The following is a 22023-nucleotide window of genomic DNA, read 5'->3' on the forward strand; positions in this document are numbered from 1 at the left end:
GATGGCAACGTTGCGTGTGAGCAAGCGATCTCGGTTCCTTGGAGTCCTGCTGGCCGCCGGTCTGGCCGTGTCCGCGTGCCAGTCCGGTTCGGACGGGTCCGGCGGGGGCGGCGGCGGTGGGGGCGCGAAGGCGGCCCCGGCCAAGGTGACCATCACCCCGGCGGCCGACACCAAGAAGGCGCGGCCCGACAGCGGCGTCACGGTGACGGCGGCCGGCGGCAAGCTCGACACGGTCAGCGTCAAGGCGGGCTCCAAGGACGTCGCCGGCACGTTCAACGCCGCCCGCACCGAGTGGAAGTCGACGTGGACGCTCGCCCCGAGCACCTCCTACGAGGTGGCCGCGAGCGCCAAGAACGCCGACGGCGTCGCCGCGCAGGCCAGCAGCAAGTTCAAGACCCTCAAGCCCGACGAGACCGTCTCGGCCGAGCTGGACTGGGTCCTCGAAGGCAACCGGGGCAAGAAGTACGGGGTCGGAACGCCGATCATCCTCAACTTCGACCGTGAGGTCCGCAACAAGGACCAGGTCGAGAAGGCGCTGGAGGTCAAGGCCGAGAAGCCGGTCGAGGGCGCCTGGCGGTGGATCGGCGACCAGCAGGTCGTCTACCGCACCAAGAACTACTGGCCCGCGCACCAGAAGGTCACCCTCATCGCCCACCTTGCCGGAGTCCGGGCGGCCAAGGGCGTGTACGGGACGAAGGACCTGACCCGCACGTTCAAGATCGGGGCGTCCCGGATCTCGACCGTCAACCTCAAGAAGCACAAGATGACCGTCAAGGTCGACGGCAAGAAGGTGCGCTCGGTCCCGGTGAGCGGCGGCAACGGCAGCACGCTCGAGTACACGACCACCAGCGGCGTCCACCTGGCGATGGAGAAGGACAACCCGACGCGGATGATCTCTCCGGGCCGCAAGAAGGGCGACCCGGGCTACTACGACCTGCTGATCAACTACGCGGTCCGGATCTCCAACAGCGGCGAGTACCTGCACCAGACCGCCGGCGAGTACGGCTGCCTCGGCAATGCGAACTGCAGCCACGGCTGTGTCCGCCAGCCCGACAAGGACGCGGTGTGGTTCTACCGCACCGTCCAGCCCGGCGACGTCGTGGTGGTCACCGGCACGCGGCGCGACCTCTCCTGGGACAACGGGTGGTCGTTCTGGGAGATGCCGTGGAGCAAATGGAAGAAGGGCAGCGAGCTCCAGTGACCGGTCGGTTCGATAGGGCAACCGACTAGGATCGACGGGGTGAAACGCACCCCGTTCTCCCGCTGGCCCTGCTCCGTCGCCCGCACCGTCGACATCCTGGGCGACTGGTGGACGCCGCTTGTCCTGCGCGAGGCGTTCTACGGCGTGACGCGTTTCGATGACTTCGCCAAGAGCCTGGGGATCGGACGCAACGTCCTGACGCAGCGCCTCAACCGCCTCGTCGAGGAGGGGCTGCTCGAACGGGTGCCCTACCAGGAGCGTCCCGTCCGCAACGAGTACCGCCTCACGGAGAAGGGCCGCGACTTCTTCCCCGTGCTCATGGCGATGACGCGGTGGGGCGACAAGTGGATGGCCGGCGACGGCGGCCCGCCCGTCCTGATGCGGCACACGACCTGCGGCCACGCCGCGCACGCCGAGATCGTCTGCTCGGAGTGCGGCGAACCGCTCGGGCACGACAACGTCATGCCCGAGCTCGGGCCGGGCTTCCCCGAACGCCTGCGCGAGCGGGCCGAGGAGCTACCCCGCTTCGCCGGCGACGGCGCCCGCACCGCCGGCGACGCCTGAGAGAGCCGACACGCGCGCCGGCACGTGCTTGTGCCACGGCGTGCCCGCGAACTCGTCGCGGTCCTCGGCCGCGGTGAGCTCGTTCGGCGCGACCCCGGTGATCACCGGCGCGCCGTCCTCGCCGGGGCCCTGTACCGCGAGGCCCAGGCCGTTCGGCAGCGAGATGTGCCCCGGGCGCATCCGGTCGGTCGGATCGACGGTGACCTCGGTGCTCCCGCGCCGCGTCGTCAGCCGGACCCGATCGCCCGCGACCACGCCCAGCCGCTCGGCGTCCGTCTCGTTCATCCGCAGCGTGCCCTCGGGGTCGCGGTGGCGCCAGCCGGGGTCGCGGATGATCGTGTTGGCGGTGAACGCGCGGCGCTCGCCCGCCGAGAGGACGAACGGCCACTCCGGCGCGAGGTCCGGGCGCGGGCGCGCGGCGAGCCCGGCGACCTCGGTGAGGAGCTCGGGCACGTCCAGTTGGATGCGCCGGCCGCCGAGGCGCCGCCAGGTCTCGTCCTGCTCGTCGTCGGTGATGACCACGCCGTGCGGGTTCGTCACGATGGCGTCGAAGAGACGTTCGCCCGCTTCCAGCCCCTCGCCGTAACCTGCGCGCTTCACCCCTGCGGGGTTGTCCTGGGCACACTTGTGCGCGAGCGCCCAGAGCGCGGCTGCGGACGCGGCACCGTTCGGGAGGGTCGGGCCAAGTGTCCTGTAGAGCAGGACAGAGGCCAGCCTCATGAGCTTCGGTTTCTCGCCGAGCGCGCCTAGGAACGCCTCTGCGAATGCCTGCCGCCCCTTGGCGGCGGCTTCGCGCAGTGGGGCGTAGTCGTCCTCGCTCAGCGCGCCCGCGGCCTCGACCAGGCGCGCGTGGATCTCAGGCTCCGGCAGGACGCCCTCGGGGGCGTCCACCACTGGCTGGCGCAGATGGAAGATGTTGCGCGGGAAGTCGAAGTTGAAGAACGTCGCCTCGTACTTCTCGTACTGCGTGGGCGCGGGCAGGACGTAGTCGGCGAGGCGCGCGGTCTCGGTCATCGCCACGTCGATGACGACGACGAGGTCGAGGGCGTCGAGCGCCTCGCGCATGCGCGCCGAGTCGGCGAGCGAGTGGGCGGGATTGGCGCTCTCGACGAGCATCGCCCGGTAACGGCCGGGGTGGTCGGTGAGGATCTCCTCGGCGATGACGTTGCACGGCACGAGCCCGCCGATGATCTTCGCTCCGGCCACCGGGCTCCGGGGCCCCTCGTCCGCGGGGTGGCCGCGGTCCCGGCCGATCGGCGCCATGCTGGAGAAGACGTACTGCGCGCCCTCCTTGCCGAGGTTGCCGGTCAGCAGCCAGATCAGCTTCTCGACGTAGCTGACGAGCGTGGAGTCGCGGTTCATCTGCACGCCGAGGTCTTCGAGGACCGCAACCGAGGACGCGCCCGCGAGCCTGCGAGCGGCGGCCCGGACGAGCGCCTCGTCCACGTCGGCGATCTCGCAGTAACCGGCGACGTCCACCTCGTTCAGCACGGCGGTCACCGCCGCCAGGCCGTCGGCGTGCTCGGCGAGCCAGTCCGTCGCGATCAGGCCCTCCCGCACGAGGATCGCCGCCAGCGCGGTCAGCAGGTAGAGGTCGGTGCCGGGCCGCACCTGGAGGTGGAAGTCGGCCAGCTCGGCGGTCTCGGTCCGGACCGGGTCGATCACGATCATCGAGCGGCCCGGATCCTTGGCGATCTCCTTGAGCACCGACCGGGCCCGCGGGAAGCCGTGCGACTGGTAGGGGTTCTTGCCGACGAACAGCGCGACCTCGCAATGCTCGACATCGGCGCGGTTGGGGAGGCCGAGCATCCGCGCGTTCACCCAGAACTCGCCGGTCTTCTCCTGCGCGAGCGCGCTGGAGCGGTAGCGCATGCCGAACGCGCGCATCGTCGCGGGCGCGTAGGCGCCGCCGAGATGGTTCCCCTGGCCGCCACCGCCGTAGTAGAAGATCGTCTTGCCGCCGTGGGCCGCCTCGATCTCCTTGAACCGCGCGGCCACCTCGGAGATCGCGGTGTCCCAGTCGATCTCCTCGAAGGTGCCGTCGGGACGGCGGCGCAGCGGCCGGGTGAGCCGCCCCGAGCGGCCGTTCTGATAGTGATCGAGGCGCAGCGCCTTGTTGCAGGTGTAGCCGTGCGAGGCGGGGTGCGCCTTGTCGCCGCGGATCTTGTCGAACGACCTGCCGCCGGGGCCCACCAGAATCTCGATCCCGCAGTTGCACTCGCACAGGATGCAGGCGCTCGACCGCCACTCCCCCGCCGCCGGACCGCCCGCCGCCCGTCCCGCGCCCGCCGCTCCGGTTCCGTGCTCGGCCATCGTCATCGCGACCTCCCTCGACCCGCACTCTAACGGAGTCAGTTCTTTAGCGAAACCCACCTCCTGGGCGGCGGGATAGCCTTCTCACATGGCCGACCGCCGAACGCTGCGCACGACGTTCACCCAAGACGCCGCCCGCTACGACCGGGCCCGGCCGCACTACCCGCCCGGGATCTTCAACGATCTGGCGGCGCTGGCGGGCATCGGACCGGGCTGCCGCGTACTGGAGATCGGCTGCGGTACCGGCCAGGCGACGGTGCCGCTGGCCGCCCGGGGCTGCGAGATCGTCGCCGTCGAGCTGGGCGCGGAGATGGCCGAGGCGGCGCGCCACAACCTGAAGAGGTTTCCCTCGGCCGAGGTGGTGCACGCGACGTTCGAGGAGTGGCCGCTGCCCGCGGAGCCGTTCGACGTGGTGTTCGCGGCGACCGCGTTCACCTGGGTCGACCCGGAGGTGCGGGTGCCGAAGGCCGCCGCCGCGCTCCGGCCCGGCGGCGCGCTGGCCACCGTCGAGACCCACCACGTGGCGGGCGGAACGGAGGCGTTCTTCGCCGAGGTCCAGGACTGCTACGAGCGGTACGACGCGGAGACGCCCAAGGGGCTGCGCCTCCCGGCGGCGTACGAGGTGCCGCGCGACAGCGCGGAGGTGGACCGCTCAGGGCTCTTCGGAACGGCGATGTTCCGGCGGCACGAACTGGACCTCTCGTACACGACGTCCGAATACCTCGACGTGCTCAGCACCTACTCAGGGCACCGTGCCCTGCCGGCCGAAACGCGGACCGAGCTGCTCGACTGCATCGGGCGGCTCATCGACGACCGCTTCCGCGGGCGGATCACCAAGCGCTACATGTTCGAGCTGCGCCTGGCGTACCGGAAGCGGGCATGACCGGGCGTCAGCGGCGGGACGTCAGCAGGTCCAGATCTCGAAGCTCTCCGAGTCGGAGACGCCGCCGGACACCTTCACGGTGACCGTGACCCTCGCCTTGCCGTTCATCGATCCGTTGCCCTGCCCCTCCGCCGCGGAGCCGCCCTTGCTGTGGCTGCCGCCGTCGACCCGCGCGCCGTCCACGTACACGCCCCAGTCAAAGCCGGCGCCGCCGCTCGGCTCTCTGATCGCGAAGCCGTAGTAGTAGCGGGCACTGTTGCAGTCACCGTTCAGCGAGATCAGGTCGACGCTGCCGGTGCCGCCGCCCCCGCCACCGCCACCGCCTCCACCGTCGCTTCCGCCTCCTCCGCCGCCGCCGCTACCTCCACCGCCACCGCCGCTGCCGCCCCCGCCGCCTCCGCCGCTCGAAGGCTTGGGACCGGGGGCGTCCGGCCCCTGATCGCCACTCCCGCCGGAGCCCGCCCTCGGTTTGCCGCTCGCGCTGGGCTTGCCACTGGCGCTCGGGGACGTGCTGCCGGACGGGCTGCCCTTCCCGCCGTTTCCAGCCTTGCCCGCGTTGGGCCCGGCGTTGGTGCCGTTCTGCGTGCCCGCCGTACCGCTGTCAGCGCCAGAGCCGTTGCCCTTGGCCGAGTTGGAGGCGTCCGACTGCTCGGGCCAGAAGATGATCCCAGTGGTGACGAGCACCGCCGCGAGCGCGACGGCGGCGGCGACCGCCAGGACGAGAACGCGGTTCTGCGCCGAAGAACCCTGCTTGCCTTGCTTGCCCTGCCGCGCGCCGGGGGCGCCCATCGGCATGGGGAGCGGCGGCGAAGCGGCCCCTGGAGGCCGTGTCACAGCGGCCGGCGGTTGCGGACCGGTCCCCAGCGGCGGCTGCGGGCCTGGGACGGGCGACTCCGCCACGGTGACCGGCGGCTGCGGAGGGCCAGGATCGGGAGCCGGGATGGGCTGCTGGGGAGCAGTCGATACCGCACGGGCGCTGAGCAGGCGCAACACCACGTCCTGCATCGTGGGCCGCTGAGCGGGATCCTTCGCCAAACAAGCCAGCACCAGAGATCGCAGCGGCTCGGACAAGTCGCCGAGCCGCGGCTCGCCTTGCAGGACGCGGTGCATGATCGCCGGGAGGGTGTCGGCGCCGAACGGCGGGTGCCCGGTGGCGGCATAGGCCACGACGGCTCCCCAAGCGAAGACGTCGGCCGCAGGCCCGACGACTTCTCCCGCGAACTGCTCGGGCGCCATGTAGGCCGGGGTGCCGATGATGCTGCTGGTCATCGTCAACGGCGCCGCGCTGTCGCGGGCGATCCCGAAGTCGATGACACGCGGGCCATCACTGCCGAGCAGCACGTTGGACGGCTTGAAGTCGCGGTGCACGATCCCGGCACCGTGGATCGCCGCGAGCGCCGTAGCGGTGGCCACCGCGAGCCGCTGAACAGCCGCCGCGCTCTCCCGCGCCCCGGCCTGCTGCAGCGACGGCCCCTCGATGTACTCGGTGACGATGTACGGACGCGGTCCCTCCAGCGATGCGTCCAGGACCTGCGCGATACAGAACGGGTCGACCCGCCGGGCGGCCGCGATCTCCTTCATGAACCGCTCACGCACACGCGGATCGGCGGCGAGCTCCTCACGCAGCAATTTGACCGCTACAGGCTCGCCCCCAGCCGTGGAGCCGAGGTAGACCACGCCCTGGCCGCCCATCCCCAGCCGCCGGGTCAGCCGGTACGGCCCGACCTCCCTGGGATCGTCCGGGTGCAGCGGATCAGCTTCGAGCATGGGAGACGGCTCCTGCACACGTAATGATCATGGGAGGTTTAGCACACTATTGCACCTTCACGATCTACGTCCGTAATTCGCTGATCTTGGAGCGGAACGTCAGCACTTCCTGATCGTGACGCTCTGCCGGGCGCTCACGGCGCCGCTGACCTGGATGGTGACGACCACCGTCGGCTTCGAGCCGAATTCGCCCGAGGCGGATCCGGTCACGGGTCTGGTGCCCTTGATGTGGTTGCCCTTGTGGGTCCACGAACCGTTCTCGTAGATGGTGTACGAGAAGGCGGTGGGACGGCCCGAAGGCTCCTTGATCTGGTACTGGTAGCCGTACCGGCTACCGCTGCAACCGCCGGAGAGCGTGATCATCCCGAGGCTGTCACCGCCGCCGCCCCCACCACCGCCGCCTGATGGCGGCGGTTCGGGAGCGGGGTCCGGGTCGTCGGGCTCTTGGTCACGTGGTTTACCGCCCGAGCCCGGCTTCGGATTGGTGCTCGCGCCCGGCTCGCGGCCCTTCTTCGGCGAGGTGGGAGTGGTCGACGGCTTGCCCTTGCCGCCTCCGGCATTGCCCGCGTTGGGAACCGCGCCCTTGCCGTTCTGCTGCCCTGCCCCTCCATCAGCGCCGGAGCCGTTGCCCTTGGCCGAGTTGGAGGCGTCCGACTGCTCGGGCCAGAAGATGACCCCGGCGGTGACGACGGCCATAGCCAGAACGACGGCGGCGGCGACCCCCAGGGCGACGACGAGATTCTGCCCCGGCGAGCCCTGCCTGCGCTGCCGGGGACCAGAAGCCCCCATCGGCAGAGGAAGCGGCGGCGACGCGGTCCCACCCTGCACCCGAGTCACCGCGGCCGGAGATTCCATCACGCCACCCGGTGCCGGACGGGTGCTGAGCAGGCGCAACACCACGTCCTGCATCGTGGGCCGCTGGGCCGGGTCCTTCGCCAAACAAGCCAGCACCAGGGACCGCAGCGGCTCGGACAAGTCGCCGAGCCGCGGCTCGCCTTGCAGGACGCGGTGCATGATCGCCGGGAGGGTGTCGGCGCCGAACGGCGGGTGCCCGGTGGCGGCATAGGCCACGACGGCTCCCCAAGCGAAGACGTCGGCCGCAGGCCCGACGACTTCTCCCGCGAACTGCTCGGGCGCCATGTAGGCCGGGGTGCCGATGATGCTGCTGGTCATCGTCAACGGCGCCGCGCTGTCGCGGGCGATCCCGAAGTCGATGACACGCGGGCCATCACTGCCGAGCAGCACGTTGGACGGCTTGAAGTCGCGGTGCACGATCCCGGCACCGTGGATCGCCGCGAGCGCCGTAGCGGTCGCGACCGCGAGCCGCTGAACAGCCGCCGCGCTCTCCCGCGCCCCGGCCTGCTGCAGCGACGGCCCCTCGATGTACTCGGTGACGATGTACGGACGCGGTCCCTCCAGCGATGCGTCCAGGACCTGCGCGATACAGAACGGGTCGACCCGCCGGGCGGCCGCGATCTCCTTCATGAACCGCTCACGCACACGCGGATCGGCGGCGAGCTCCTCACGCAGCAGCTTGACCGCCACCGGCGCACCCCCGGTTACGGCACCGAGGTAGACCACGCCCTGGCCGCCCATCCCCAGCCGCCCGGTGAGCCGGTACGGCCCGACCTCCCTGGGATCGTCCGGGAGTAGGGGCTCAGCGTCGGGCATGGGAGACGGCTCCTGCACACGTAATGATCATGGGAGGTTTAGCACACTATTGCACCATTACGCCCTACGTCCGCAATTGCTGATCTTGTAACGGCGGCTCGGCGGCGGACGGGCCTGGGGCGGTTTGATAGACATGAGCCGTGATCAAGGTGCTGCTCGCCGATGACCACCACGTCGTGCGCGGCGCCCTCGCCGCGCTGCTCGACCTGGAGCCCGATCTGACCGTGGTGGCCCAGGTCGACGCGGGTGACAAGGTGGTCGCCGCCGCCCGCTCGTACCGTCCCGACGTGGCCGTCCTGGATGTCGACATGCCCGGGCTCGACGGCCTGGCCGCCGCCGCCGACCTGCACACCGAGTTTCCCTCCTGCCGCGTCCTCATCCTCACCGGCCACGGCAAGCCCGGCCACCTGCGCCGCGCCCTGGCCGCCCACGTCAACGGCTTCCTCCTGAAGACCGCTCCCCCGGACGACCTGGTCGCCGCGATCCGCGCCGTCGCCGCGGGCCGGCGCGTCCTCGATCCGAGCCTCGCCCTCACCGCCTGGGACGTCACCGACAACCCGCTCACCCCGCGCGAGACCGACGTCCTGCGGCTGGCCGCCGAGGGCGCCGAGGCCCCCGAGATCGCCGAGCGCCTCCACCTCACCGCCGGCACGGTGCGCAACTACCTGACCGCCGTCGTCACCAAGCTCAACGCCCGCAACCGCACCGACGCCGCCCGCATAGCCCGCGAAGCCGGCTGGATCTGACCCGGCGCTGACAGGGCCCGGACGGCTGTTCCCGATTTCGGGGCCTCATGCGGTCATCGCCAATTGATCATTGACACGAACCCCCCGGTGCCGGTGATGCTCTAAATCAGGGGGCGGGCGGGGGACGCCGGCCACGGGCTCATCGGAGAGACCATGGATGTGAGCGGCGACGCGTCGTTAGAAACCGGTCACCGGAGCATTCTCCGCGCCGTTCAGGGCAGGCGTTCGCACCTGCTCCGGCCCCCGCCTAGAACGATCTTTGCCGTGTCGCGGGCGTGATCGGCCGGTCCAATGTACGGTGACGTGCGGCGGTCCCAAAGCCCTTGCCACAAGGGCTTTCATGTGCTCGGCACCGGGCCGCCGGAATTCCCTGAAACACCAGGCCCGTGCGATGACGGACATCCTCGTCATCGCATGGGTCTTGCTCATTTCCAGCAAACCCCAGTTCACCGGACCGCAGTCAGGGTAATCGCAGAAACGATGACGACTCCACCATTGTCCCGGCGGCGCATCCGGCCGATATCCGGCGCCTCATGGCAGCGCGACTTCATGTTGTTGTGGAGCGGCTCCGCGACCTCGTTGCTGAGCGGGATGAGCGCCACCGTCGCCGCTCCGCTGCTCGCACTGTCGCTGACCGGGTCGGCCGTCAGCGCCGGCTGGGTCGTGGCCGCCGGCACGCTGCCCCAGCTTCTGCTCCACATACCGGCCGGCCTGTGGGTCGACCGCATCGGGACGCGGCGGGCGATGGTGATCAGCCTGGTGCTCCGGGTCGTGGTCGCGGCGACCGTCGCGGTGCTGCTCTCGATCGGCGATGTGACGGTGTGGCTGGTGGTGGCGGCGGCGATCGTCTCCGGCGGTTGCGTGACGCTCCACGGCGTGGCCGAGGTCAGTGCCGTGCCGATGATCGTGCGGCGGGACCGGCTCGCGGGCGCGATGAGCACGAACGAGGCGCGCAGCCATCTGGCCCTGCTCATCGGCCGGCCGCTCGGCGGGCTGCTGTTCGGGTTCAGCCGGGCGCTGCCCTACGCCGTCGACGCGGTCTCGTGCCTGCTGTCCGTGTACACGATCGGAATGATCCGGACGGAACGTTTCCGCAAGCCCACGACCCGCACCACGGGTCATGCCGGGTCGCTGACCCAGGAGATGGGCAAGGGCCTGGCCCGCCTGTGGAGCGACGGATTCCTCCGGACCTCTCTGATCATCTGCACCATCACCAATTTCCTCTTCCAGGCGATCATCCTGTTGCTGGTGGTCCTCGCCCAGGGCCAGGGCGTGTCGACCACCCTGATCGGCGTGCTGCTGGCGGCCCCCGGGTTCGGCGGGATCCTCGGGTCGATGGCGGCGCCCAGGGTGCTCAGGAGGCATGGGCCGCAAAGGGTGGTGGTGACCTGCGTCTGGGCGTGGTTCGGCCTGGTCGCGATCATCGCCGTGTCGTCGCACCCCTGGCTGTGGTTGTTCGCCTGGAGCGGGGTGGGCCTGACCGGCGCCCACATCAACGTCGCGATCGCCACCCGCCAGGCCGAGACGACACCGCTGTGGCTGCTGGGACGCGTCGTCGGCGCCAACCGGCTGCTCTCGCTGGGCGCGGTTCCGCTCGGCACGGTCTGCGCCGGTTACGTCATCTCGGCCGTGGGGACCAAGCCCACGGCGGTGGCGGTCGCCCTCACGATCCTGGTCCTGGCGTTAGTCGTGACGTTCTACCGGCGACTCCTGTCTCCTCCGGCCGAGGGCGACCGCCTCCAGCAGCAGGTACGGCAGCCGAGGCCGAAGCTCCGGACGAAGACGCTCCAGGTGAAGCAGAGCAGAGAACAGGCCCGCAGAAGACGTCAGCGCCGCCGCTACCAGAAGAAACTCGCCCGGGAACTGGAGCGCCAAGATCGACGGTGGCTGAGCCGGGAACGCCAGAAGCAGCAACGTGAGGAACGCCTGCGCAAGGACCAGGAACAGCAGCGACAGCAACTCGAAGAGCAGCGGCGATGGGACCTTCTCAGCCAGAAGCGGCAGGCGGAGAAGCAAGACCGCCGGAACCTGAGATGTCACCTGAGGCGAACGCCCGTTCCCGACGCCCCTCCGGACACCGGGCCGTTGCCCGACGCGACCGATCCATCGGGCACCGGCGCATCGGCGGACTCCGCCAGGGCCGATCGACGGCGCGAGAAGGGACGGCGCAACGATCTGGTCGCCAGCTGAGCCGGACCATCGCCTGCGTCCCCTGCCGACTCGTCCTGCGCCGGAGTCGGCGGGCACACCGTCCGGCTCACCGAGCGCAGCGCCGCACGCACCCGTCGTTCCACCTCGTCCGGATCGCCACGTTCGCTGCCCGCCGTGCTCACATGTCCGTAGGCCGTGGCGACCTCCGCCTGGAGCTTGTCGATCGCGACCTTGGCCGTCTCGTCGTCACTGGTCAGGGTCCAGAGCGCTTCGATCGCCACGTTCGCGTCCAGGTATTCCGTCCTGGCACGGGTCAGCGCGTCCGGGAGGTCGCTCGCGCTGTAGCGCGCGACCGCCGAACCTTGGCGAATGTCCATGCACACCCTGACGGTCACGACCAGCCGGAACACGGCGGATCTCGTCTCGGCGAGCGCCCGGCGCAGCCGCCGTTCCACGTTGGCCGTCCGTTTCGCCTCGCGTGCGTCCGCGACGCGGCGGCGCTCGTGGGCGGCCCGGCGGCTCTCACCGAGCAACTGCCAGCCTCCGGCCAGCGCGAGCACGATGGCGGACGAGGTCCCGGTGAACAGTGCGACCAGCGCGGTGTCCTGCATGCCGTCAGGATGAAGCGTGACAGGGGGTAGTGACAGTGCCACGCATCACATTTCCCGAAGAAGTCTCAGAACCTCGTCCTTCTGGTGGCGCGGCAACGGCGGGTCAGTGGCGCGCACCGCGCGTGAGGCCAGCTCAGTGGCGGCGCCGACGTTCCTGCTGAGGCGCTGCACCTGCGCCGCCCGGAAGAGAACGGGGCCGCTGTCGGCCGCCTCGGCGATCACCGCGTTGAGCTCCCGCCGCGCCGCGTCCACGTCCGAACGGGTGGCGAGCGCCAGCGCCCGTGCCGCCCGCGCGGCCGGCCGCGCGTGCTTCCCTATCCGTTCGAGGTCGCGCAACGCGGAGTCGGCGTACGCCCTCGCGGACTGCTCGTGCGCCCGCGCCGAATCGACATCGCCCCGGGCGGACTCGGCGTCGCTCTTGAGCGACTCCGCATAACCCAGATCGGCGCGGATCTCGGCCCGTGCCCGCAGCGCCTCGTAGGTGTCCCCGTGATGGGCGAGGACGTCCCCGAGCACGGCGAGCGCGGCGGCCGACTCTCCTGCCTGCCACAACGCCCGGCCCAGCTCCGTCTGGATCATCGGATCGTTGGGCATGCGCGCCGCCGCGGCGCTCAGCTTGTCGACGGCGGCCGCGTGATCGCCCTGACCGAGCCTGAGCATGCCGACCGCCGCCAGCAGCCACCCGACCGACTCGGTGTCGCGGAGCGCCTCGAACATCGCCGCGGCCCTGCCGTAGTGCTCGGCCGCGTCGTCGGGCCTGCCTTGCTGCAGGGCCACGTTCCCCAGGAACGAGACCGCCTCCGCGTGGGCGCGCATATCGTCCGAATCGAAGCTCCGCACGGCTTCGGCGGCACGTCTCTCGGCCAGGTCGGGTTCCCCCGAGGACAGCGCGACCTCGGCCGCCCGCAGCAGGGCCTCGGGCTCGGACTGGTGCACGGGCCATTGACCATGCCCCAGCCGCCGGATCGCGGTGACGAGCAGCGGATGGAGAAGCTCGTACTCCCTGGAGCCGTCCGACCGCATTTTGATCAGGTGCTGGTCCTCCAACGCCCGGATCACCGAATCCGGCAACTCGGCCCCGCGCTGCTCGGTGGAGTGCCGCTCAGCCGGGCCAGAGCCGCGCGGGAGGAAACCGCGCAACCACGAGAGCAGATCGCCGGGCCGGGCGTCGTGGTCGGCGGCGACCGCCGCCAGCGTCCGCGCGCAGAAATCGGCGAGCGCCAGATCGACGTCCGGCAGCAACCCCGCCGAGATATCGCCTTCGTCAGGGAGTTCGTCCCACATTCTGCGGCACACCGCTTGCAGGAGGACCGGTTCGACCATGGCTGGAGGCTCTGGATCGACCGCCGCGGACGGTGCGCCGGCCTCGCGTGCCGACAACGCGTCCACCAGCCGTCCGGCGGCGTCCGGCTCGAAGGCCCGTCCGGCGGCCTGCGCAGGTCCTGACACCGCCTGGATCGCACTTTCGCGATCGAGGGGACGCACCGGGAACGGCGGACCCATGTCACCGTCGAACGCCTTCGCGATCCGCAGCACGTCGTCGAGATGGTCCGAACGAACGGAGAGCAGGAGATGGGTGCGCGGCCGTGTCTCCATCGCCTCCTGCAACTCGTCGACGAAACGGAGGCGATGCCGCTGGTCGGCGGACGTGAAGAGCCGCTCGGCCTGATCGATCGCCACCAGCGTCGGGCCCGTCCGGCCGTGGCGATCCGGTGGTTCACGGCGGCTCAGGAAGCCGGAGATCGACAAGGGTGAGACCCTGGCCGCCGACTGCTCCGGCCACCACGACGCCAGCAAGGCCAGCGTGTAGGGGTTCTGGTCCGGCAGGGCGGCCATCGGAAACGTCGAACTGTGCGAGACCCGGCCGATGGGAAGCACGTCGGCACGCATCGCCGCCAGCATCGGGAAGACCCCTGCCCGCAACAATGACGTCTTGCCCACACCGGAAGCGCCGTAGAGCACCGTGAGCCGATCGTCACGCCATTGCGCGGCCAACTCCTCGATCTCCGCGTCCCGGCCGCAGAACCACCGATGATCGTTCTCGGTGAGCGGGCGTTGCCCCACGTAAGGAATCGGAGGGGGCCCGGGCTGCCGGTCCAGGAATCTGCTGACGGCTCTCACAAGGTCGCCTCCGCAGCGAGAGCGGACCTCAGCGGTGACGGCCCTTTCGTTCTGGGGCCTACGCACAGTACGGCATTCCTGGGCGAGCGTGGACGAAATCGCCAATAAACCACGGGAGCGGGAGATGTTTTCATGGCAATCACCCCTCCATGGCCACGTCAGGTCACCTCGGCCGCTCCGCGCCTTTCAGACCGGGAGTGACCATTCGGATACAGACCGCGTGTGTGCGCTATTCACATGGCGGAGCCGAAACTGGCGACGACGTCGCCCTCCCAGACTTGCGGGTCAAGGCGTTCTTGCAGCTCGTGCGCCAGCGCCGACTCGCTCAGCTCGCCCAGATCTCGCAGTGAAAGCTCCGACAGATCGACGAGATCGCCGCCGAATTCGGTCTCCTGGAGCATCCGCCCTCCTCCGCTCAGCGCCGACCGGCCCTGAGACCAGGTGTTCCCCATCTGCTGCCGGGCGCACCCGTCCGGATCGCACCAGAGGATGACGGGCGCGGCCACGGACAATGACCCATCTATGGACATACCATCAAATCACCCGGAAATCAATTACGGACCTGAACAACGCCCATAATACGGAAGTCCGGAGTCGCCTCAAAGATCTCGACCGAAGATCGCGGGGATGGCCGGACCTCCCGTTTCGGGGATCTTGAATTCCCTTCTCTCACATCAATCGTTTTGCGGCATAAGATGTCTCCACCTCTAGATTGACACTTATTGACGCGGAGGCGGTTCCTGTGACGAATTTTGCGCATCAGCCACAACCGCTGGGAAGGGCCCCCAAGGTCTGGGAGAACGTCCCTCCGCGCAACCGCAACTTCACCGGCCGCGAGCAACTGCTCGCCGAGCTCCGGGCCAGCATCGCGGGCGACGTCACCGCGGTCGTCTCGCAGCCCGAACCGCACGCTCTCCACGGAATGGGCGGTGTCGGCAAGACCATGCTGGTCGTGGAGTACGCCTGGCGATATCGCGGCGACTACGACCTCGTCTGCTGGATCCCCTCGGACCAGCCCGTCCTCGTCCGATCGACGCTGGCCAGCCTCGCGGTCGATCTCGGCCTGCCGCCGGCGACCGCCACGGGCATCGAGGACGCCGCGCGAGCGGTCCTGAACGCGCTGCGGCTGGGCGAGCCGTTCCGCGACTGGCTCCTCATCTTCGACAACGCCGACCAGCCCGAGGAGATCAAGGACATCATCCCGGCGGGCGGCCCCGGCCATGTCCTGATCACCTCACGCAACCCCAGGTGGGACGCCGAGGCCAACGCGATCTCGATCGACGTCTTCACCCGCTCGGAATCGGTGGAGTTCCTCAGCAAGCGGGTGCCGCGCGCGATCAACGACAAGCAGGCCGACGAGCTGGCGCAGGAACTCGGTGACCTTCCGCTCGCGCTGGAGCAGGCGGGCGCGCTGCAGGCCGAGACGGGAATGCCGGTCGAGGAGTACCTTCGGCTGCTCAAGGAGCGGACGGCGTCGCTGCTGGCGGAGGGCAAGCCGACCGAATATCCCGCGTCGATGACCGCCGCGTGGGGCCTGTCGGTCACCAACCTCAAGCGCAAGCTGCCCGAGGCCGAGGAACTGCTGCGCTGCTGCGCCTTCTTCGGTCCCGAGGCCATCCCGCGGGCCGTCTTCGACCGCGGCCCCGAGAACATCGGCGAGCGGCTGGCGTCGCTGCTGCGCGATCCCATCGAGTTCAGTCGCGCCATCGGCGAACTGGGCCGCTTCGCACTGGCCCGCGTCGACACCGCCAACCGGACCATCCAGGTGCACCGGCTGATCCAGGCGCTCGTCCGCGACGACCTGCCCGAGTGGGAGAAGGACCGCTTCCGCGACGACGTCCGCCGGCTCCTGGCCGCCGCCACTCCCAAGGCTCCCGACAACACCTCCAACTGGCCTCGCTACGCCGGTCTTCTCGCACACGTCGTCTCCTCTGGAGTGGCCGAAAGCCGCGATCCGCAGATGCGTTCGCTCGCCCTCGACTACGTGCGTTACCTCTACGTCTCCGGTGACTACCGATCCGCTCGCCTTCTCGTGGAGAACTTCGAGAAGCTCTGGGAGACATCGCTCGGCCCGAAGAGCGTCGACGTGCTGAACGCCCGCCGCCATCGCGGCATCATCGTGCGCGAGCTGGGGCAATACAGCGAGGCGTACGAGCTCAACCAGGAGACTCTGTCGCGGATGGACGGCGTCAGCAGCACAGATCCCGGCTTCCAGGAGTCAAGACTCCTCCTTCTCAACAGCATCGGCGCCGACCTGCGAGCCCGTGGCAGGTTCATCGACGCGCAGGAACACGACGAGAGGTCCTTGCACCTCCACACGGAGGCTTACGGCCCCGACCACCCGCGCACCCTGCTCGTGACCAACAACCTGGCGCTCGACCTCGGCCTGATCAGCAAGTACGAGGAGGCCAGGCAGAGCCACAAGCTGAGCTATCTCGGAATGCGGACGACCAGCGGCATCGGCCGTGGCGACATCCTCAACTCCTGGAACGGGCTGGCCCGCGCCGTCCGCCTGTGCGGTGAGTACCAGGCCGCCAGCGACGCCGGCGCCGAGGCCCTCGCGTTCGGCGTGGAGGAGCTTGGCGCCGACCACCCCCTGACACTGCGCACCATGAAGGACCTGGCCATCGCTCGACGCCGCGCCGGGGACTTCGAAGAGGCACTCGAACTCGCCCTCGACTGCCACAGCCGATACGAGCGCCTCTTCGGGCTCAACCACCCCGACTCGCTGGCGTCCGCCATGTGCCTGGCCAACGCCTGGCGGAGCATCGGCCAACTCGACGACGCCTACGAACTCGCCGTCAAGACGCTGGACCTCTACCCGAAGATGTACGGGCCGGACCACCCTTACATCCACGGCTGCGCGGGAAACCTGGCGATCCTCCTCCGCGTCCGCAGTGAGGTGGCCGAGGCACGGCAGCGTAACGAGGCCGCGCTCGCCGGGCTCGAGGCCAGGCTCGGCCGTGACCATCACTTCTCGCTGACCGTGGCCACCAACCTCGCCAGCGACCTGGCCGCCCTCGGCGACCTGGAGTCCGCCCGCCGCCTCGGCGCCGGCACCCGCCGACGGCTCATCACGGTGCTCGGCGAAATGCACCCGATGACCCTGGCCTGCACCGCCAACCTCGCCGCCGACATGATCGCCGACGGCATCGAGGACGAGGGCACCGAGCTGTTCAACCAGACCATCGACCAGTACACGAGGACACTCAGCCTCGACCACCCCGACGCCATCGTCGCCTACGAAAAACGCCACCTGGACTGCGACTTCGACCCCGCGCCGATCTAGTCACTCGTGTCGGCGACGGAAGGTGTGCCGTTGTTGGCGCGCCAGCGTGCCTTGTGGGTTTCGGCGAAGGTGCGGGCGCGGTCGAGGGCCTCGACCGGGACTGGTTCTCGGCGCCACGTTCGCAGCGTCCGGGTCATCTCGGCTACGAACAGTTCGCCTGCGTCGGTGAGCCGTCCGCTGGAGGCGAGCGTTCGCGCGCCCAAAGCCGACGCGTCGCGCCAGCGGGCGAATTCGGTGTGCGCACGCAAAGCTGTCTCGCCTCGTTCGTGGGCGCGCTGGCGGCGCCAGAATCCGGCGATGCCTAGGTGGGCGTACACCCCGTGGAGGAGGCCGCCGATGGGGCGTGGATCGTCTCGCCAGGGGGCGTAGTGGCGGCTGCCGTCGTCTGGCAGCACCAGCGGAACGATGTCCATGAGGGCGCCGAGCTTGGTGTGCTGTAGCTCGTGTGCCAGCGTCACCGCCATGGCGTGTTCGTCCGGCGGCAGTGACATGGCGATGCTGCCGAACGTCTGGTGCGCGGTGGCGCTGGTGTGCTCACCGGCCTGGGCCGAGGGCGCGAGCGGGGTCACGACCGAGACGGCGGCGGCGATCTCCTCGGCGGTCGTCCAGTGCCGGCGCACGAGCAGGCGCCAGGCGCGGCGCAGCATGGCGCGCCATGATTCGATCTCGGCGTCGGTCAGGCGCCTGTCCGGAACGTCGCCGCCGGGCATCCGGTAGGGGTCGCCCTCGTCGAACGACAACGCGATCGCCAGGCCGTGATACTCCGCGTTCAGGCGGCGCACGCCCTGCCAGCCAGGGGCGTCCCGGTGCGGGTCTGGTGGGATGCGCACGCTCGCCCCTGGGACGGTCACTTCGGCGACGTCCGGCCTAACCATCGCAGGGCTTCCGGAGGGAACGAAGGCTCGGCCCAGGGACGGCAGTACGACGGTGCCGTTGTCGGAAGGCACCTCTATGGGACGGGAGAACCCGGCCTGGATGGCAGCCGCAGCGGTGAGAGAGGCCAATCCTCCTGAGTCGCCCTTGCCCATGAGGACGTCGCGCGCCCACGCCCCTACGGACGGGTACCGGATGACCGCGTCGACCGCATCGGGTGCGCGTTCCTGGATTTCGGCGAGCACGGCGTAGGCCTGGCGGGCCCGCCGGGCGCGAGCGGGTTCCTCGGACTTGGCCGCGTCCCGAACACCGCGCAGAAGGAGCAGGCGCTTGCTGTACTGCGCGGCCTGCAGATGGCCGATCGCATGGGCCCCGCCGCTGCCGGCGGCGAGCGCGGCGAACACCTTTCCCGGCATCCGGTGGCGTCTCATCGGCGCCCTTCCCTCAGGTCGTCGGCGACTCTGCGGTGGACGTGGGTGATGAGCCGGGAGAGGTCCCGGCAGTAGACGGACGGATTCGAGAAGCCGGAGCCCGACTTGTAGCGGTGCGCGTACATCCCTCCGCCGCAGACCTTGCGGACCGGGCAGGCTCGGCACGTCCGCGACAGAGCGCGTTCACCGATCTGCCTGGCGGCGACCGAGGGCAGGGCCAGCGCCGCGTCGAACCCGTCCCGGAAGAGGTGAAGCCCGGTCGCGGCCGCGCCGTCGTAGGCTGACTTGAGCGTGTCGACCTGCTCGATGCTCCCGTCGGTCTCCACGACCGCCAGGGCGACCGGGGACAGCCCCACCGACTCCGTTCGCGACCGTCCGCCCAGCAACATCTGGATGATCTCGCCGAACAGCCGGACGCGCGTCTCCCGTACCGGCGCCCCGTACCAGCGGTCGAACACCGCGACCAGCCAGTCCCCGTAGGGCGTCGCCGGATCGGCGGGATCGCGTCCTGGCGGCGGGGTGTCCCAGTTGCCGTGCGGCAGGAGGAAGTCGATCGCCGGCGGCCCGAAGGACACCAGCGCGTCGAAGGTGGCGGACGGGTCGTTGCGCAGGTCGATCGTGCTCAGCAGGCCCGAGAAGAGGTGCCGGCGGCCGGGGGCGGTGAGCCGTTCGAGCCCCTTGCGCGTCTCTTCGAAACTGCCCCGCCCGTCAGCGTGGCGGCGGTGCAGATCGTGGCCGGACGCGTCGCCGTCCAGGCTCACCCCGACCCGGATGCCCAGTTCGTCGAACAGCCCCAGGAACTCGTCGTCGATCAGCACGCCGTTGGTCTGGACGCGCGCGTGGACGGTCGCGCCGGTGGCCGATCGCACCGCCGTCACCGTCCGGCGCACCAGCTCGGGCCCCGCGAGCAGCGGCTCGCCGCCGTGCAGGACCAGCTCGATCTCGTCGAGCTCGTGCGCCCGCGCATGCTCGGCGATCCGCTCGGCCACCCTGTCGATGACGGCGGGCGCCATGCTCCGGGGCTGGTTGCGCCAGCCCTGGTCGGCCATCTCGTACATGTAGCAGTAGTCGCAGGCCAGGTTGCACCGGCTGTGCAGCTTCAGGACGAACTGCCGGAACGGTACGGGCCGCCAGCCGCCGGCCAGCAACGCGCTGACATCGAGACTTTCGGGCCATTCGAGCTCGTTCACGCGACCTGCCACGCCGATCAGCTCCCACATGCGTTTCGACCCCGGCGCGGCGTTGCGCATATTCGCTTGTGCACGATTATGTGCACGCTCGCCAAGATCAACAAACCCTGCGCCAATGACCGGGTTCCGTCACCCCGGCCCACCGTCGCCCACACCTCTGGTGAACCCTCCGTCACGCTAGGTGTCAGAACGATTCCCTTGCCTCCGACCGAGGCCCGGGCACCCGAGCGAATCGCCGCATAATGCTGAGCGAATCCGTTCCATGTTCACGCATGAAGCGTTTTTCGCAAATAGTCAGATGCCATGAAAGTGCGCCTGCCTGGACCATTCAGCGCAGGTGGCGACGCTGAATACCAGCGCAACGCCAGCCATCGCGCCCCCGCACGGCCGATTGATCACGAAGACGGTCCGGCAGACGCGGCATTTGCGGCCGGGGGCGGGATGGCGAACGAACGCGTGGGTGGTTGCGCGATGTGCGGGGAGTAGCCGGGGCTTGCCGTCGCGGCGCACGGACGGTGATCGGCCGGGGTGGCCAGGGCGGTGGCGTGGAGGTTCTGTGGGGAAGGCCCGGCGGGTAACAGTTAAGACTCCTATCTAACTGTCCCCTTGAACTGGTACGGACCGGCTCTTATCTTCGTGGCCACGCGCGATTCTGCTCGTTGGGCACTCGCCTCGCGCGCAATTTTTCACGTCCGAAAAAGGGGGTGGCGGCGGCTTTCCGGCCGCGCAGGGACCACGCCAAGGACCGGGGGGTTGGCGGACAAGCGGACCAGGGCGCGTTCGCGCCTCACAGACGCCGGAGAAGGCGGGGACAGATGAAGCGGCACCTCACGGGCGCCATGGCGATGGGCCTGGCATTGGCCCTCGGCGTGAGCGGATGCAGCAAGGGAAGCTCGTCGGGCGACGGCGACTCCGACGGCAAGACCATCACGTTCGTCGCGGCGATCTACGACGACAACACCAAGGGTTTTTGGGACGGCCTCATCAAGGATTTCGAGTCCAAGAACTCCGGTTACAAGGTCCAGCTCGAGATGGTCGACTGGACGCAGATGGACGCCAAGGTCAAGACCTACGTCCAGACCAAGCAGGTCCCCGACATCCTCAACTACAACGCGTTCTCCGACTTCGCGCGGGACGGCCTGATCTACAAGGCCGCCGAGGTCACCTCGCCGCAGGTGCTGGGCGACTTCACGCCGACGTTCGTCGAGCAGGCCAAGTACCAGGGCGAGCAGTACGGCCTGCCGTTCATCAGCAGCGCGCGGCTGCTGTTCTACAACAAGGACCTGCTCTCCAAGGCCGGGATCAAGGAGCCGCCGAAGACCTGGGCCGAGGTCAAGACCGCCGCACAGAAGATCAAGGCGGGCGGGACGATCGGGTACGGGCTGCCGCTGGGCCCGGAGGAGTCGCAGGCGGAGTTCTACTCCTGGGCGATGAACAACGGCGGCGGCTGGGTCGACTCGTCCGGCAAGTGGGTCATCAACCAGAAGGCCAACGTCGACACCCTCAACTACCTGCGCGACCTCACCAAGTCGGGGCTGACGCAGCCGAACCCGGAGACCACCGACCGCAAGACGGTGTTCAACCAGTTCGCCCAGGGCAAGATCGGCATGGCCATCGGCGGCCCGTTCACCCGTGAGGCGTTCATCAACAAGGCGAACAAGGACCTGCCGTTCGGCGTCACCTCGCTGCCGAGCAAGACCGGCGCCGAGCACAACACGCTCGGCGTCATGGACGTGCTCGCCGCGTTCAAGAAGAGCGACGGCAAGAACAAGGAAGCCGTCACCAAGTTCCTCAACCACTTCTACCAGGCGGAGAACACCTCCAAGTTCCTCAAGCTGGAGGGCTTCCTGCCGGTGACCAAGTCCGCCGGCGACGCGCTGAGCGCCGACCCGTACTTCAAGCAGTTCGTGGACGCGCTGCCAACGTCGAAGTTCGCGCCGACCAGCAACCCGGCGTGGAGCGCGGTGGCCGGTGCCGTGAAGCAGAGCCTCGGCACCGCGGTGTCGACCGAGGACCCGAAGAAGGTCCTCAACGACATCCAGAAGACCGCCGAGAAGAGCGGCTGAGTTGCAGGACCTCGAGACCCGTGGGGGGGGGGGGGGGGCCCCCCCCCCCCCCCCCCCCCCCCCCGGGGGGGGGGGGGCCCCCCCCCGGCCCCCCCCGCCCCCCCCGGCCCCCCCCCCCCCGGGGCGCGCCCCCCCCCCCGAGCGGC

Annotated in this window: 14 protein-coding genes; 7 read left to right on the top strand and 7 right to left on the bottom strand. The window is 69.7% G+C overall.

The window, feature by feature from the left end:
• Positions 1-16: 16 nt before the first annotated feature.
• On the top strand, positions 17-1201 hold the full coding sequence (locus ACGFNU_RS23700) for an Ig-like domain-containing protein (RefSeq protein ID WP_392596844.1): 1185 nt from the start codon (positions 17-19) through the stop codon (positions 1199-1201).
• A 39-nt stretch (positions 1202-1240) separates the two neighbouring features.
• A complete protein-coding gene (locus ACGFNU_RS23705) occupies positions 1241-1765 on the top strand; it encodes a winged helix-turn-helix transcriptional regulator (protein WP_392596846.1) in 525 nt (174 codons plus the stop codon).
• Here the strand turns inward: ACGFNU_RS23705 and ACGFNU_RS23710 are convergent.
• The gene (locus tag ACGFNU_RS23710; protein ID WP_392596848.1) at positions 1718-4084 is read right to left on the bottom strand and encodes a molybdopterin-dependent oxidoreductase; all 2367 of its coding nucleotides are present in this window, start codon (positions 4082-4084) and stop codon (positions 1718-1720) included. The genes ACGFNU_RS23705 and ACGFNU_RS23710 overlap by 48 nt on opposite strands.
• An 82-nt stretch (positions 4085-4166) precedes the next feature.
• Here ACGFNU_RS23710 and ACGFNU_RS23715 point away from each other — a divergent pair, with 82 nt between their 5' ends.
• Positions 4167-4961, top strand: coding sequence for a class I SAM-dependent methyltransferase (locus ACGFNU_RS23715; protein ID WP_392596850.1), 795 nt, complete (start codon positions 4167-4169; stop codon positions 4959-4961).
• 21 nt (positions 4962-4982) lie between these two features.
• Here ACGFNU_RS23715 and ACGFNU_RS23720 read toward each other — a convergent pair whose 3' ends face one another.
• A complete protein-coding gene (locus ACGFNU_RS23720) occupies positions 4983-6728 on the bottom strand; it encodes a protein kinase (protein WP_392596851.1) in 1746 nt (581 codons plus the stop codon).
• A gap of 99 nt (positions 6729-6827) precedes the next feature.
• Positions 6828-8399, bottom strand: a complete 1572-nt coding sequence (locus tag ACGFNU_RS23725; RefSeq protein ID WP_392596852.1) for a serine/threonine-protein kinase — start codon at positions 8397-8399, stop codon at positions 6828-6830.
• A 140-nt stretch (positions 8400-8539) separates the two neighbouring features.
• On the opposite strand from ACGFNU_RS23725, the gene ACGFNU_RS23730 reads away from it, so the two are divergent.
• Both ACGFNU_RS23730 and ACGFNU_RS23735 read left to right on the top strand, forming a co-directional pair.
• A complete protein-coding gene (locus tag ACGFNU_RS23730; RefSeq protein ID WP_392596854.1) occupies positions 8540-9145 on the top strand; it encodes a DNA-binding response regulator in 606 nt (201 codons plus the stop codon).
• Positions 9146-9625: 480 nt separating this feature from the next.
• Positions 9626-11335, top strand: a complete 1710-nt coding sequence (locus tag ACGFNU_RS23735) for an MFS transporter (protein WP_392596856.1) — start codon at positions 9626-9628, stop codon at positions 11333-11335.
• 617 nt (positions 11336-11952) lie between these two features.
• Here ACGFNU_RS23735 and ACGFNU_RS23740 read toward each other — a convergent pair.
• Positions 11953-13971, bottom strand: a complete 2019-nt coding sequence (locus tag ACGFNU_RS23740; RefSeq protein WP_392596857.1) for a tetratricopeptide repeat protein — start codon at positions 13969-13971, stop codon at positions 11953-11955.
• Between the two features lie 290 nt (positions 13972-14261).
• Positions 14262-14429 (bottom strand): hypothetical protein, encoded by a 168-nt coding sequence (locus tag ACGFNU_RS23745; RefSeq protein ID WP_392596858.1) that lies wholly within the window; start codon positions 14427-14429, stop codon positions 14262-14264.
• Positions 14430-14770: 341 nt separating this feature from the next.
• On the opposite strand from ACGFNU_RS23745, the gene fxsT reads away from it, so the two are divergent.
• On the top strand, positions 14771-17317 hold the full coding sequence (gene fxsT, locus ACGFNU_RS23750) for an FxSxx-COOH system tetratricopeptide repeat protein (RefSeq protein WP_392596859.1): 2547 nt from the start codon (positions 14771-14773) through the stop codon (positions 17315-17317).
• Here the strand turns inward: fxsT and ACGFNU_RS23755 are convergent.
• Positions 17314-18621, bottom strand: a complete 1308-nt coding sequence (locus tag ACGFNU_RS23755; RefSeq protein WP_392596860.1) for an HEXXH motif domain-containing protein — start codon at positions 18619-18621, stop codon at positions 17314-17316. The two genes, fxsT and ACGFNU_RS23755, sit on opposite strands and share 4 nt — an antisense overlap.
• Positions 18618-19841, bottom strand: a complete 1224-nt coding sequence (locus ACGFNU_RS23760; RefSeq protein ID WP_392596862.1) for an FxsB family cyclophane-forming radical SAM/SPASM peptide maturase — start codon at positions 19839-19841, stop codon at positions 18618-18620. Before ACGFNU_RS23760 ends, ACGFNU_RS23755 begins: the two co-directional genes overlap by 4 nt.
• Before the next feature lie 785 nt (positions 19842-20626).
• Here ACGFNU_RS23760 and ACGFNU_RS23765 point away from each other — a divergent pair.
• Complete coding sequence (locus tag ACGFNU_RS23765) at positions 20627-21877, top strand: extracellular solute-binding protein (RefSeq protein WP_392596864.1); 1251 nt, start codon at positions 20627-20629, stop codon at positions 21875-21877.
• Positions 21878-22023: the final 146 nt, after the last annotated feature.

Origin of the sequence: Spirillospora sp. NPDC048911, from assembly GCF_043198015.1 — a bacterium.
Taxonomy (GTDB): Bacteria; Actinomycetota; Actinomycetes; order Streptosporangiales; family Streptosporangiaceae; genus Spirillospora.